General features: G+C 62.9%; 9 protein-coding genes and 2 pseudogenes. 6 read left to right on the plus strand and 5 right to left on the minus strand.

The window, feature by feature from the left end; genetic code table 11:
• Positions 1-48 precede the first annotated feature (48 nt).
• Positions 49-513 carry a type II secretion system major pseudopilin GspG gene (gene gspG, locus P0D71_RS05950; RefSeq protein WP_091797744.1) on the minus strand — a complete coding sequence of 155 codons (465 nt, stop codon included), beginning with the start codon at positions 511-513 and terminating at the stop codon, positions 49-51.
• 238 nt (positions 514-751) lie between these two features.
• On the opposite strand from gspG, the gene P0D71_RS05955 reads away from it, so the two are divergent.
• Positions 752-1,165 carry a type II secretion system protein N gene (locus tag P0D71_RS05955; RefSeq protein WP_035518470.1) on the plus strand — a complete coding sequence of 138 codons (414 nt, stop codon included), beginning with the start codon at positions 752-754 and terminating at the stop codon, positions 1,163-1,165.
• A 97-nt stretch (positions 1,166-1,262) separates the two neighbouring features.
• On the opposite strand, the gene gspF is transcribed toward P0D71_RS05955, so the two are convergent.
• From gspF to gspD, 3 genes are read right to left on the minus strand one after another with little or no spacing between them, the layout of a single operon-like run.
• Positions 1,263-2,480 (minus strand): type II secretion system inner membrane protein GspF, encoded by a 1,218-nt coding sequence (gspF, locus tag P0D71_RS05960; RefSeq protein WP_091797747.1) that lies wholly within the window; start codon positions 2,478-2,480, stop codon positions 1,263-1,265.
• A gap of 4 nt (positions 2,481-2,484) precedes the next feature.
• Positions 2,485-4,041, minus strand: coding sequence for a type II secretion system ATPase GspE (gene gspE, locus P0D71_RS05965; RefSeq protein ID WP_091797750.1), 1,557 nt, complete (start codon positions 4,039-4,041; stop codon positions 2,485-2,487).
• A complete protein-coding gene (gene gspD, locus P0D71_RS05970; protein ID WP_091797753.1) occupies positions 4,038-6,419 on the minus strand; it encodes a type II secretion system secretin GspD in 2,382 nt (793 codons plus the stop codon). The genes gspE and gspD overlap by 4 nt, the downstream gene beginning before the upstream one ends.
• Before the next feature lie 515 nt (positions 6,420-6,934).
• Between gspD and P0D71_RS05975 the strand changes: the two genes are divergently transcribed.
• The 3 genes and pseudogenes from P0D71_RS05975 to P0D71_RS05985 form a co-directional block, all read left to right on the plus strand.
• Complete coding sequence (locus tag P0D71_RS05975) at positions 6,935-7,381, plus strand: lytic transglycosylase domain-containing protein (protein ID WP_091797757.1); 447 nt, start codon at positions 6,935-6,937, stop codon at positions 7,379-7,381.
• Between the two features lie 190 nt (positions 7,382-7,571).
• A pseudogene (locus tag P0D71_RS05980) lies at positions 7,572-8,711 on the plus strand (GTP-binding protein); the annotation flags it as partial.
• A gap of 82 nt (positions 8,712-8,793) precedes the next feature.
• A pseudogene (locus tag P0D71_RS05985) lies at positions 8,794-8,859 on the plus strand (hypothetical protein); the annotation flags it as partial.
• Between the two features lie 199 nt (positions 8,860-9,058).
• Here P0D71_RS05985 and P0D71_RS05990 read toward each other — a convergent pair.
• Complete coding sequence (locus P0D71_RS05990) at positions 9,059-9,337, minus strand: HU family DNA-binding protein (RefSeq protein ID WP_006050811.1); 279 nt, start codon at positions 9,335-9,337, stop codon at positions 9,059-9,061.
• A gap of 493 nt (positions 9,338-9,830) precedes the next feature.
• Here P0D71_RS05990 and mnmC point away from each other — a divergent pair, with 493 nt between their 5' ends.
• Together mnmC and P0D71_RS06000 are read left to right on the plus strand one after the other, a co-directional pair.
• The gene (gene mnmC / locus P0D71_RS05995; protein ID WP_408479479.1) at positions 9,831-11,801 is read left to right on the plus strand and encodes a bifunctional tRNA (5-methylaminomethyl-2-thiouridine)(34)-methyltransferase MnmC2/FAD-dependent 5-carboxymethylaminomethyl-2-thiouridine(34) oxidoreductase MnmC1; all 1,971 of its coding nucleotides are present in this window, start codon (positions 9,831-9,833) and stop codon (positions 11,799-11,801) included.
• Between the two features lie 851 nt (positions 11,802-12,652).
• Positions 12,653-13,858 (plus strand): cation:proton antiporter, encoded by a 1,206-nt coding sequence (locus tag P0D71_RS06000; protein WP_091797768.1) that lies wholly within the window; start codon positions 12,653-12,655, stop codon positions 13,856-13,858.
• Positions 13,859-13,936: the final 78 nt, after the last annotated feature.

Genomic DNA, 13,936 nt, shown 5'->3' on the forward strand with positions numbered 1-13,936 from the left:
CAAACGACAACACATCGAAGAGCGCGTAAGAATCATCTCCTTAACTGCCTACTGCCACGAGCCGACGTCGGCATCGTTGCCTTCGCCGCCAGCCTTGCCGTCCGCACCATAGCTGAACACGTCGATCTCGCCGTGCACACCCGGATTCAGATATTGATAGGCATTGCCCCACGGATCGTTCGGCAGACGTTCGAGATAGCCGCCGTCCTTCCAGTTGTTCGGCACGGGGTCCGTGCTCGGCTTTTCGATCAGCGCGCGCAGACCTTGCTCCTGCGTCGGATAACGGCCGTTGTCGAGACGATAGAGCTTGAGCGCCTGCATGACCGTGCCGATGTCCTGCTTGGCGGCCACACGCCGCGCCTCGTCGGGACGGCTCATGATTTTCGGCACGATCAACGCGGCCAGAATGCCCAGAATCGCGATCACGACCATGATTTCGATCAGCGTAAAACCGCGCTGACGTCGGCTGCGCGGACCCGCGATTTCATGACGGCGAGTGGTCGACAGTTGCATAGCTTGCTACCTCTTTTCAGGTGAAATTTTCGACTGGGCGGAATTCATCGTTCAGCGAACAGGGTGCCATTGAACACGTCCGGCCGGTCATTTTAATGTCATGGAGTTGAAGGGTCGTAAGAAACCGCCGGGCCGCCGCAAGTTCGCTCACGCGCTCGCGGAGCCTCGTGCAAAGCGCCTGGTTAGAGGGCGCTTTCAACCCAACGCAATTTTCACAATAGTCCGTACAATGATGCGCATGAACGCCATCCAAATCCGCCTTCTGTCGCTCGCGCTGTTCGCCGTGTTCTGCGCGACGCTGACCTATTGGGTCATCACGCTCAGCACGATGTCCGGTGCGCCGTTGCCCGCAGCGGCCGCGCATGCGCAGGTCTCGACCGACCAGGCCGCCACGCTGTTCGGCGGCCAGCTCACGCGCAGCGCCAACCAGGACGTGCGACTGTTCGGCATCCTCGCCTTGCGGGAAGGCGCCGCGGCTATCGTCAGCGTCGGCGGCGAACCGCCGCATGCGGTGTCGCTCGGCAGCGCGCTGATGCAAGGCGCCAAACTCTCCGAAGTCCGTGCCCGCTCGATCATCATCGACCGCAATGGCGCGCACTCCGAAGTGTTCCTGCCGGCCAACCCCGCAGGTCCCACGATCTACGTGCGCTAAAGTCACGCACCGAACAAACCGCCACGCTGCACCGATTGCGCGGTCACCGCGCCGATAACCGGCACGCTCATCGCGCAATCCAGCCGCTCTCCCGGCCTTACTGCACCAGGTTGTTCAACTCGATGATCGGCAGCATCACCGCCAGCACGATCACCAGCACCACGCCACCCATCGCCAGAATCAGCAACGGCTCCAGCAGACTCGTCAGGAACATCGTGCGGCGCTCGAGTTCGCGCGCTTCGCCATCAGCCGCGCGGTCGAGCATCGTGGTCACGTCGCCGGTCGCTTCGCCCGAGCGGATCAGGTGAACCAGCACGGGCGGAAAGGTCTTCGTATTGCCGAGCGCGCGCGATAACGACGTGCCCTCGCGAACACGCACGATCGCATCGTCGATGTTCTCGCGCATGGCGTTGTTGCTGAGCGTTTCGGCTGCTGCTTGCAGCGCCCGCAGAATCGGCACGCCGGCCGCCGTGAGAATGCCGAGCGTGCTGGCAAAGCGCACGGTGTTGTAGCCGCGCACGAGTTTGCCGAGCAGCGGGGCGGTCAGCAGCCAGCGGTCGAAAGCGAGGCGCGGGCCGGGCTGCTTGAGAATGGAGCGCACCAGATACGACAGCACGGCCACGCCGATCAGCATCGCCCACCACCAGTTCCGCACGAACCCCGATAGCGCCATCATCATGATGGTGAGGAAGGGCAGTTGCTGCTTGGTGCTGGCGAACACGTTCACCACCTGCGGCACCACGTAGCTCAACAGAAACGTGACGATGCCGAAAGCGATAATCGTGACGATGGTCGGGTACGTGAACGCGAGCACGATCTTCTGCTTCAGCGCGTTGCGCTGCTCGATGTAGTCCGCGAGGCGCGACAGCACGAGACCCAGTTTGCCGGTATGTTCGCCGGCCGCGACCAGCGCGCGGTAAATCTCGGGGAAATCTTTCGGATGCTGCGTCAGCGCATTGGCGAGCGAATGGCCGCCGAGCACTTCCGCGCGGATCGACGCCATCAGTTCGCGAATGTAGTCGCGTTCCGATTGCTCGGTGAGCACGGCGAGCGCTTCGTCGAGCGGCAGGCCGGCAATCAGCAGACTGGCGAGCTGGCGCGTCAAGATTGCCTGCTCGCGTTGCGACAAACGCCGCCCCAGCGACAGCCGCTGACTGCGCTCGCCACGCGTGCGTGTGGCGGCCGGTTCGACGACGAGCGGCGTCAGTCCCTGCGAGCGCAGATTGGTCCGCGCGCCGCGCGCGCTGTCCGCGTCGAGTACGCCTTTTTGCGCCTTGCCCGCCGCATCGATCGCTTCGAAACGAAATGCCGGCATGCGCTTATGCTCCGCCCGTGACGCGGATCACTTCTTCGAGCGATGTCAGCCCGGAGGCGAGCCAGCGGTCCGCATCCTCGCGCAGCGTACGCATGCCTTGCTCGCGGCCGGCCGCGAGAATCTCGGCATCCGCCGCGTTGCGGTGAACCAGCGTACGAATGTTGTCGTCGATCAGCAGCAGTTCGTAGACGCCGCGACGTCCCGCATAACCGGAGTGGCCGCACCGGTCGCAACCCACCGGATGCCAGCGCACGCTGCCGTCTTCTTCCACGCGCTCTTCGCGGCACACCGGGCACAAGCGCCGCACGAGCCGCTGCGCCAGCACGCCGAGCAGCGACGACGCCAGCAGATACGGCTCGACGCCCATGTCGGTCAAACGTGTCACGGCGGAGGCCGCGTCGTTGGTGTGCAGCGTGGCGAGCACGAGGTGGCCCGTCAGCGACGCCTGCACCGCGATCTGCGCGGTCTCCAGGTCACGGATTTCACCGATCATGATGACGTCCGGATCCTGCCGCAGAATCGAGCGCAGCGCCCGCGCGAAAGTCATTCCGATCCGTTCGTTGACCTGCGTCTGGCCGATGCCGGAGAGGTCGTATTCGATCGGGTCTTCGACCGTCATGATGTTGGTGGTCGCCGTTTCGAGCCGCGACATCGCCGCATAGAGCGTGGTCGTTTTACCCGAGCCCGTCGGACCCGTAACCAGCACGATGCCGTGCGGTCTGCCGATCAGCTTGTCGAACTTGACGAGCGTGTCGGGCGCCATGCCGAGTGCTTCGAGATTCAGACGCGACGCGTCTTTCTCCAGCAGACGCAGCACCGCGCGTTCGCCGTGGCCGGTCGGCAGCGTCGAGACGCGCACGTCGACCGGGCGGCCGCCTACGCGCAGCGTGATCCGGCCGTCCTGCGGCAAGCGCTTTTCGGCGATGTCGAGCTGCGCCATGATCTTGATCCGCGAGATCAGCGCGCCGTGCAACGCTTTCTTCGGGCGCACCACATCGCGCAACGTACCGTCGACACGAAAGCGCACCACGGAAGAAGTCTCGAACGGCTCGATATGAATATCCGAAGCCTGCTCGCGCGCCGCTTGCGTGAGCAGCGCGTTGATCATGCGGATGATCGGCGCGTCGTCTTCCGACTCCAGCAGATCTTCCACCTCGGGAATGTCCTGCATGAGGCGCGAGAGATCGACTTCGCCTTCCACTTCGCCGACCACCTGCGCGGCGCTGCCGTCCTGGCGCGCATACGCCTGGTTGATCGCCTGCGCGAGTTCGTCGGCGGGCACGCGCACGATCGACACCGCGCCGAAGTTACGCGCGACTTCGGAAAGCGCGGCGTCGCTCGTGCGTTCGCTGATCCAGACTTCGAGACTGTCCGCATGCTGATGCGCAACCAGAATCTGACCGGCACGCGCAAACCCATAGGGCACGAGCCGAGCGGCGATCGCGGACGGCGCCTCGCGCCCGGCATGCTCTGTCGCGCCCGCAGGCGGAAGCGCCGCTGCGCCAGCCCGCGTTGCTGCCGGCGTAGCGGCCGCTGACGGCGGCGTGGACGGCGTGCTCACGGCCGCACTCCCGGCGACTCGGTAGAGGGCGTCACGGTGACGGGACTGCTCTGCACGGCGGGCCCAACGGTGGCCGGACTGTTCTGCGCGGCGGCGCCATTCGTGGCCGCCGCGCCGTTGGTGACAGCGGCGCCATTCGTAACAGCGCCTCCGTTGGCCGGCGGCGGCGTGAGCTTCTGCCGGCGCATCTTGTCGATATCGAACAGGTTCATCTCGGGCGAACCGCCCTGACTCGGACCGATCGGCATGGGCGGCACCACAGGATCGTCATTGTCCTTCATCAGGTTGTTGTCCTGCTTGTACGCGCCCTGAACGCCCTGAATGTAGTCGTAGCGATTCGACGTCACGGCCTGAGCCGTCCCGCGATCGTTGATGATCACGGGGCGCAGGAACACCATCAGGTTGGTCTTGTTGCGGGTTTTCTGCTCCGAACGGAACAGCTGGCCGATCCACGGAATATCGCCGAGCAGCGGCACCTTGCTGTTGCTGACCTGGTAGTTGTCCTGCATCAAGCCGCCCAGCACGATGATCTCGCCGTTATCCGCGAGCACCGTCGACTGGATCGAACGCTTGGTGAATTCGGGGCCGGCCGGGTTGGTCGCGGCGTTGTTCGTGCCGGTCACGATCGCCGAGTCTTCCGTGTAGAGCTGCAGTCTGAGAATGCCGCCGTCGGTGATCTGCGGCTTGACGTGCAGCGTCAGCCCAACGTCCACGCGATCGTAGGTATTGAACGCCGAAGTCGCCGTCGAACTCGTGAGGTTCGAATACGAACCCGTCTGGATCGGCACGTTGGTGCCGACGACGATCTTGGCTTCCTCGTTGTCGAGCGTGATGAGGTTAGGCGTGGACAGCACGTTCGCATCGGCGGTCTGCGAGAGCGCCTGCAGCAACGCACCGAGTCCCTGCACACCGAAAATGTTGTGTATCCAGCCGACGTTCAGGCCTTGCTGGAGACTTTGGCCGGCGAGCGCCCCGGCTAGACCACCTGTGGCGCCGGTCGCCGCGGCCGCCGCCGTCAGATTGATGATGCTATTGCTGCTGCCGGTCTGCAGATTGGTGCCGGCAAAGATCGAATTGTTCGCGACCTGCCACTGAATGCCGAGATTGCCGCTCGTGTTCGAGTTCAACTCGACGATCAACGCTTCAAGATAAACCTGAGCGCGCCGTGCGTCGAGCTGGTCGATCACCGCCCGCAAGTTGCGGTACACCGGCTCGGCTGCTGTGATGATCAGCGAGTTGGTCGCGGCGTCCGCCTGGATCATGCCGCCGGGCTGATTGTCGTCGCCCTTTTCCTTCTCGTTACCCAGCAGCCCGCCGGAATTGGAACCGCCGCCCGCGCCGTAGCCGCCGCCCCCGCTGCCGCCCATGGGCGAGGCCATCGAGCTGCTGCCGAGACCGCCCGAGGGCAGTGGCGGCGTACCCGACGTGCCCGTCGAATTGTTGCCGCCCAGCCCACCGCCGCCGTTCTGGTTGAACGAGTTCGCATCGTTCGAGTTCGCCGACGAGCCCGTGTCGCCGCCTTTGCCGAACATGCCGCGCAAGGTCTTGGCGAGCCGCGTCGCGTCCGCGTTGCGCAGCGGCACGACGTGAATGTTGCCGGGCATCGTGGTCGGCGTGTCGAGTTCCTTCGCCAGTTGCTTCGCTGCCGCGAGACGCGCACCGTTCGACGCGCGGATCAGCAGCGAGTTGGTGCGCGGGTCGGCGGTGATCGAGACCTTCAGCGTCGCGTCAGTGCTGCCGATCGCGCCCGGGTCGAGCATCTTGGAGAGCTGCGTGGCAATGTCGATCGCATTGGCGTTCTTCAGTTGCACCACCGAAACCGACTGGCCCGCCGCCGTATCCACACCCGCAATGATCTGGGCGATGCGCCGCACGTTGTCGGCGTAGTCGGTCACTACAATCGTGTTGTTGGCGGGGTAGGCCGCCACGGTATTGTTCGGCGAGATCAGCGGGCGCAGCACCGGCAGCAGATTGTTGGCCGATTCGTTCTTCAGCACGAATACCTGCGTGACCACCTGGTCGCCGCGCGCAACAGGCGCGTTGCCCACATAGGTCGGCACGCCTTGCAGCTTGGCGTCCGCCTCGGGCACCACTTTCAGCACGCCGTGGTCTTGCACCAGCGCGAAGCCCTGCATCCGCAACGCGGACTGCAAGGTCTTCAGTGCCTGATCCTCAGGCACCGCATTTTCCGAAACGAGATTCAGCTGACCCTTCACACGCGGGTCGACGATGATCGTTTTGCCGGTTGCCGCGCCGATCGCCTTGGCCACCTGGTCGATGTCGGCGTTGACGAAGTTGAGTGTCACCTGTGCCTGTGCTGTCTGCGCGGTGATCAAACCAGCCACCAGCAGCGCCGTTGCGACGCGACGCAAAGCCATACGATTTCTTCTCATGGAATAGGGTATTGATGCCGACGGCCGTAGCCGTTGACGGTCATGCAGTGCGGACATGGGAGCAGGCCACCGCCCTATCGATCTGCCGGCCGGCCTCGCGGGCGTTCATCGCCCTCGCAACCCGCCGCCCGATGTCCGAAAAAAATGAACAGTACCAGTTTTTCATGTCGGATTTGTCACAAAACAGACCGCGCTGTGCGATTCCTCTAAAGATTGCCCTATTTTGTCAAACAATTGAAAGCTAACAGGATGGTCTGTGATGAGCGCGAAAATGCTTCGTTTTCTGCGTGCTTATGTCGGTTAGCCAACTTGACGGAGGTCCGCCTGCCGGTATGATACGAGCCGTTCGAGTCCCTTGTTGCGTGTTGCTGGCGCGGGTTTTCCCCGATGTCCCGTGAATGCCCGGCTGGCGCGGCTCGGCTGCTGTCAGCGGCTGAAGTATGGCCGACGCGATCCCTAACCCACCCTTACGCTTGCACTTTATTTAGTGGTCTTGACCGATGAAACGCTCCCTCGTCACTGTCGCTGCAGGACTTGCCGTGCTGATAGCAGCAGGGTCGGCGCGCGCCGATTGCTTTGACGAAGCGGCCAGGTATCAAAAGGTCAATCCTCTGATTCTGCGCGCAATCGCGTGGCAAGAGTCACATAATAGGCCCGACGCACAGCATAAAAACGCCAATGGCTCGACCGATTACGGCGTCATGCAGATCAATTCGATTCATCTGCCCACACTCGCCCAGTACGGTATCTCGCAAGGCACGTTGATGGAGCCTTGCAAGAACGTCTATATCGCGGCATGGCATCTGCGCCGCCAGATGAACAAGTACGGCAACACATGGCAGGCTGTCGGCGCATACCACTCGGAAACGCCGGCATTGCGGGACAAGTACTCGCAGCAGATCGTCGCGATCCTGCGCAAGTGGAATCTGATGCCGGCTACGCGCTGAGTCGGTCTCGTGAGCCGGCCGGCTGATCTGACTCCATCCGGCCTAATCCGGCCTATTACCCGGCCGTCGCCCGTTTTGATGCACAATGCGGCTTCGTGCTGCCGTCGAGGCTCGAACATCGTTCAGGTCGAGCCGTCATGCGACCCCGAGCCCGGCACGCCTTCCAATCCTCTAGCTTTTCCGTACTGCGATGAACCAGCCGCTATTGCCCGTCACCGTGCTCTCCGGTTTTCTGGGCGCCGGCAAGACCACGCTCCTGAATCACATTCTCGCGAATCGCGCCGGTTTGCGCGTGGCCGTGATCGTCAACGATCTGGCCGCCGTCAATATCGATGCGACGCTCGTGCGCGATGCCGCCGCGCTGTCTCACGTCGAGGAACAACTGGTCGAGTTGTCGAACGGCTGCATCTGCTGCACGCTGCGCGACGATCTGCGGGTCGAGATCAAGCGCCTCGCGGCCGAACAGCGTTTCGACGCGATCCTGATCGAATCGACCGGCGTGGCCGAACCCATGCCGATCGCCGAAACGTTCACCTTCGTCGATGACGAAGGCGCGTCGCTCTCCGACGTCGCGCGGCTCGACACGATGGTGACCGTGGTCGATGCATTCAACTTCCTGCGCGACTACGGTTCGGCCGACGCGCTCGCCGAGCGTGGCATCGCTGCGAGCGAAGAGGACGACCGCACACTCGTCGAGCTGTTGATCGAGCAGATCGAATTCTGCGACGTGTTGGTGGTAAACAAGGCGGATCTGGTCAGCGCGGACGAACTCACGCGCCTGCAGCGCATTCTCGGCCGGATCAACCCGCGCGCGGTACAGGTCGTTGCCCGTTTCGGCGACGTGCCCCTCGCGCAAGTGCTGAACACCGGCCGCTTCGATTTCGACGAGGCGTCGAGCGCGCCGGGCTGGTTGACGTCGCTGAATCATGAGCATGAGCACGGCCATGCGCATCACGGTGAGGCAGACGAATTCGGCATCGGCAATTTCATTTACCGCGCGCGTCGGCCGTTTCACCCGGAACGACTGTGGGCGCTGCTGCATCAGGAGTGGAAGGGCGTTCTGCGCAGTAAAGGCTTCTTCTGGCTGGCTACGCGTAACGATATCGCCGGCTCGCTTTCGCAGGCGGGCGGCGCTTGCCGGCACGGTCCAGCGGGCATGTGGTGGGCCGCTCAGGATCGCAGCGAATGGCCTGACGGCGACGACGAGCTGGCTGCCGAAATCGCCGCGGACTGGTATGGCGAACCGGACGATCTGAGCATTGGTGACCGTCGCCAGGAGCTGGTCATGATCGGCGTCGGCATCGATCCGGCTGGCTGGAAAGCGAAGTTCGACGCGTGTTTGCTGACCGACGAGGAATACGCGCAGGGACCGCAAGCATGGGAGAAGCTCGCCGATCCGTTCCCGGCCTGGGATTTCGACGAAGACGATCACGACCACGACCACGACCACGACCACGATCACGATCACGATCACGACCATGGTCACGACCATCACGACCACGATCACGGCCATGGTCACGGCGAAATCGTGCATCGCCACGACTGAGCGCCCTTTGCCCCCCGGCGGGATAGCCGCGACGCTCGTCGCCGCTATCCCTTGCGCAGTGTGCGGACGAAAACGCGCAGGCGAAAAAAAACCCGCCATTGGCGGGTGTCAACTGCCTGGCAGTAATCTGCTTAGCGCTTGTTGACTGCGTCCTTGAACGCCTTACCAGCCGTAAACTTGACGGTCTTGGCGGCCGGGATCTTGATAGTTTCGCCGGTCTTGGGGTTACGACCCGTACGTGCTGCGCGCTTGCCCGAACCGAAGCTGCCGAAGCCGATCAACTGGACCGCATCGCCCTTCGACACAGACTTCTTGATCACTTCAAGCAACGTGTCCAGCGTTTCACCGGTTTGAGCCTTGCTGGCGCCCGTCTGTCCTGCGACGGCGTCGATCAGTTCCTGTTTGTTCATTAAGGTTCCTTTCTGAGTTTAGGTTGACACGAACAGCGCGAACGCGCCGATTATACGTGCGCGGGCCGCGCCGTCGAGCAGCTCCGGCTCCGGATCCCCTCCGGACCAATAGCGCCGGACAGATGACTGTCCGTCGGCCGTGCTGCCACTCCCTTCGCGGCGCTTGCTATGATAGCGCAGCGCAAACCCAATCAGGATAAGGGTTTCGAAGAATTGCACGGTTGCGGAGCGGATAAAGCAACGAAACTGCCATTTTTGCTCCCGGCGACCTTCAACCGAGGGCTGAAACCCAGTCCGGACGGGGCTTGGCGTTGGTATTTGCCAACGTTCAGCGCGTCTTTTTCGCCGTTCGGCGAGCTGCGCGCGGGCGGTAACGTTCAACCCGCGTGCGAAAAACCGCCGGGCGGCCCGAGTTTTCTTATCCCCCACGGGCGCCCTGGCGCGAAGCGACAGGTTCTGGGGGCCTTTTTCCGAGCGTCATTTTCCGTCGCGCATGACTGATCCGCTGATCCCCGCCGTCCTCGCTTTTCGCGACAACGGCACGCCTTTTTCGCCGCTTTACGACGATATCTATCACAGCGCCGTGGGCGGTCTCGAACAGGCCCAATATGTTTTCCTGCGCGGCAACGCGCTACCCGAGCGGTGGCAGGGCCGCCGCGTCTTCACTGTGGTCGAAACCGGCTTCGGCATGGGCATCAACTTTCTGGTGACCTGGGCCGCCTGGCGTGCCGACTCGTCGCGCTGTGAGCGGCTGCATTTCGTGTCGACCGAGAAACATCCGTTTACCGTCGACGATTTACGCAAAGTAGTAGCCGCGACCATTTCCGATCCGGAGATTGCGGGCCTCGCACAAGCCCTCGCGAACGCCTGGCCGATGCTCGTTCCAGGCACGCATCGGCTCGAGTTCGAAGAAGGGCGCGTCGTGCTCACGCTCGTTTTCGCCGACGCGCAGGACAGCCTGCCGGCCTTGAGACTGCGTGCCGATGCTTTTTACCTCGACGGATTCGCGCCGGCCAAAAACCCCGAACTCTGGAATCCCGCGATCTTCAAGGCGCTCGCGCGCCTGGCGGGCGAGGGCGCCACCTTCGCCACCTACAGCAGCGCCGGCGAGATCAAACGTGCGTTGACGCAATGCGGCTTCGAATACCGCAAGGTGGACGGCTTCGGCTGGAAACGCGCGATGCTGGTCGGCCACTTCGCCCCCCGCTGGCGCGTGCGGCGTTACGAGCCGCCCGCGCCGCTCGCGCTCGGCGAGCGCCATGCCGTGGTGATCGGCGCCGGCCTGGCGGGCTGTGCGGTGATCGAACGGCTCGCGGCGCGCGGCTGGCGCGTCACATCGCTCGAACGGCATGCTTCGGTGGCGCAGGACGCGTCGGGCAATCCGGCCGGCGTTTTTCATCCCATGATTTCGCGTGACGATAGCGTCGCCTCACGCGTCACGCGTGCGGGCTTTCTGTATTCGCTCAAGCGCTGGGCCGCCCTCGAACGGCTTGGTTACGGATCAACGCGCGGCGGCCAAGGCCTGTTGCAGATTGCAGCGGACGACGAAGAAGCCCGCTCGATCAGCAACGCGATTGCCGCGTCAGGCTATCCATCCGACTACGTGAGGCCCGTCTTGCCGGATGAAGCTCAGCAACTGGCCGGCATGCCGCTCGCCCGCGGCGGCTGGTTCTTTGCGCACGGCGGCTGGATCGACCCGGCGTCGCTCTGCGCAGCACAGTGCGCCGCGGCGGGTCAGTTGCTCGAACGACGCTTCGGTGTGGATGTCGCTCGAATCGAGCGGTCGGGCGATGAGTGGATCGTGTTCAACTCAGCGGGCGAGGCGCTCGCGCGAGCGCCGGTGGTAATCGTCGCGAGCGCTCACGACGCCGCGCGCATCGCCCGTTTGCAGCACGCGCCGACTCGCAGCATTCGCGGCCAACTCACATTGCTGCCGGCAGGCACGGTGCTGCCGCCGCTCGGCATGCCGGTGATCGGCGAAGGCTACGCTGTACCGCTCGCCGACGGCATGACGCTAACCGGCGCCACCTACGAACTCGACGACCCCGACACCACGCTGCGCGCGGCTGGCCATCTGGAAAACCTGCAGCGCGTCGCGCAGATGCTGCCGGCCTTCGCGGGCATCGCCGATCACGCTAAGTCAGCGGCGTTGGCAGGGCGTGTCGCGTTCCGTTGCGTCACCAGCGATCGCATGCCGATGATCGGCCAGCTCGCCGACGAAGCGCTCGCAGCGCGCGACGCCCAGCGTCTGCGCGGCGCATGGCCACTCGATCTGCCACGTACGGACGGGCTGTACGGCGCATTCGCCTATGGTTCGCGTGGGCTCGTGTGGGCAGCGCTCGGCGCAGAGCTGATCGCCTCGCAACTGGAAGGCGAACCTTGGCCACTTGAACGGGATCTGGCCGAAGACCTCGATCCCGCGCGCTTTCTGTTGCGCGCATTGCGTCAGGGAACGGTCCGTTAACGGTGAGTTAACCGCTGGCGTCCCCGCATGCTTACCCGATGAGTTATCCACTGAAACTTGTGGATAACTGCGCCGTTTACCCGCGCAACTCATGTGGAGCCGTTGTGGACGTAAACGGGGTAACTTTGCCGCCGCCGAAAATCGCAAAAAGTTGCTCTTGTATACCCGCCGCTGCCGCACATGCTGTGCATCCGGTTATGCGGTCGGCAAACCAATGATTCATTTCGGTAAACAGGAGTTATCCACAGAAAACGAGGCACCTTGTTAACTGTTACTACGTATACATACGGTAAACCAGTAAACAGCAAGGCCGTGGCTGGAGTGAAGCCTATCGACGTAGCTCCGTCCCATGACCCAAGACAAAACTGCCTCGGCAGTGTCCCGAAAAACACATCTGCCGAATTCAAACTGGCCGCATCCGCGGCTGAGTTTGGACGTAAAAACGGTCGCTTTTTCCTCATGTCGGCGAGATAACGTACGTTTTTACCGTTTTGCCAGCATGTTCGTGTCTTTTCGGTCGAGGCTGAAAAAGCTATGGCACAATCGCCGTTCTTTTCCGCGTCGTGCCTTGCTTCTACAGCGGCACACGCGGCAAACGGAACGGTGCCGCTCAATCAGAATCTGATTCAAAGTCGACGGCGTTCTTTCACCGTGCCGGTTGCTACGGCCGCACCCCGAATGCGTCAGGCTCCCCGCGGCTGCGGCGCATTCAGATCATCCGATCGTTGAACACTCGCAACGCTGGCCATGCGAAGCGATCGCGACAGTGAGCGCTCCATGCGCCCACCCGCTCGCCGGCGTCTGCGCCGGTTCGTGTCGTCTGCCGTTGCTGCAAAGGAGAACCCATCACGATGAATTCGGCGTTTTCATTTTTTCCAGCCTGGCCGCTTTCACCCGACGCCATTTTTTGGGCTGGTCTCGCATTGCTTGCCGCCGGTCTGTGCGGAGAGCTGTGCTATCGCGCGTGGCGTTTGCCGCGCATTTCCGGGTATGCGGTGATTGGTCTGATTGCCGGCGCCGCCGGTTCGGGCGTGATCGACGCGGATTCCGCGAGCGCCGCGCGGCCGTTGCTCGATGTCGCGCTAGGCTTGTTGTTGTTCGAACTCGGCAGCCGCCTCGATTTGCGCTGGATCCGTCGCAATCCGTGGCTGATTCTGTCGAGCGTCGCCGAAGCCACGCTGACTTTCGCGCTCGTGCTCCCGGTCTTGCTGTTTCTGAACGTGCCGCTCATGGTGGCCACCGTGCTCGCCGCGATTGCCATGGCAACTTCGCCGGCCATGGTGATCCAGCTGAAAACGGAATTGCGCGCGGAAGGCCAGGTCACCCAGCGTCTGCTGACCTTGACCGCGCTGAACAGCATGTATGCGGTGGTGATCGAGAAGCTCGTGTCGAGCTGGCTGCATCAGGAAATGTACGGCAACGTATTCGCGACCATCCTGCAACCGCTTTATCTGCTGGTCGGCTCGCTCGTGCTCGCGTATCTGCTCGCGCGCACCTGCACATTCTTTTATCGACGTTTGAACATGCAGGACGAACATTCGTTCGTCGCGCTGTTCGGCCTCGTGCTGCTGGCCATTGCGGTCGCGCATCTGTTCAAGCTGTCGACCATTCTTGCGTTGCTGGCCGCCGGCATCATCGTAAAGAATCATGAAGCGCGTCCGCAGTTGTGGCCGGAGCACTTCGGCACGGCCGGCTGGTTGTTGACCGTGATTCTGTTCGTGCTGACGCTGACTTCGTTCGAATGGAAAGACATTGCGCTCGGCGGCGTCGCGGCGCTGGGTCTGATTGTTGCGCGCCTCGTGGCGAAACTGGTCGGCGTGCTGGCGTTTGCCAAGCCGAGCGGTTTGAACTGGAAGCAGGGCATGGCGCTTGGTCTGTCGTTATCGCCCATGTCGGCGCTCGCCTATCTGCTGGTCGACGATACGTACAACCTGTATCCGAATTTCGATCCGCAACTGCGGGCGATCGTCATGTGTTCCATTTTCGTGCTGCAGATTCTCGGGCCGTGGCTCGTCTATCGCAGCCTCGCGCTGGTGAGCGAACGGCGCGAAGAGTAAGTGCGCCAGTGGGCGCACTTCGTTGCTCGAAGCTCGGTGCCTGCTACGCTCCATCCAACTTATATTCGATTCAAAAAC

Origin of the sequence: Paraburkholderia sp. RL17-383-BIF-A, from assembly GCF_046028015.1 — a bacterium.
Taxonomy (GTDB): Bacteria; Pseudomonadota; Gammaproteobacteria; order Burkholderiales; family Burkholderiaceae; genus Paraburkholderia.

What these genes read in the sequence shown, in the direction of transcription:
- P0D71_RS06000 (WP_091797768.1), top strand. Translation starts at nt 12,653, where the DNA reads ATGAATTCGGCGTTTTCATTTTTTCCAGCCTGGCCGCTTTCACCCGAC.
- mnmC (WP_408479479.1), top strand. Translation starts at nt 9,831, where the DNA reads ATGACTGATCCGCTGATCCCCGCCGTCCTCGCTTTTCGCGACAACGGC.
- gspG (WP_091797744.1), bottom strand. Translation starts at nt 513, where the DNA reads ATGCAACTGTCGACCACTCGCCGTCATGAAATCGCGGGTCCGCGCAGC.
- P0D71_RS05975 (WP_091797757.1), top strand. Translation starts at nt 6,935, where the DNA reads ATGAAACGCTCCCTCGTCACTGTCGCTGCAGGACTTGCCGTGCTGATA.
- P0D71_RS05990 (WP_006050811.1), bottom strand. Translation starts at nt 9,337, where the DNA reads ATGAACAAACAGGAACTGATCGACGCCGTCGCAGGACAGACGGGCGCC.
- P0D71_RS05955 (WP_035518470.1), top strand. Translation starts at nt 752, where the DNA reads ATGAACGCCATCCAAATCCGCCTTCTGTCGCTCGCGCTGTTCGCCGTG.
- gspF (WP_091797747.1), bottom strand. Translation starts at nt 2,480, where the DNA reads ATGCCGGCATTTCGTTTCGAAGCGATCGATGCGGCGGGCAAGGCGCAA.
- gspD (WP_091797753.1), bottom strand. Translation starts at nt 6,419, where the DNA reads ATGGCTTTGCGTCGCGTCGCAACGGCGCTGCTGGTGGCTGGTTTGATC.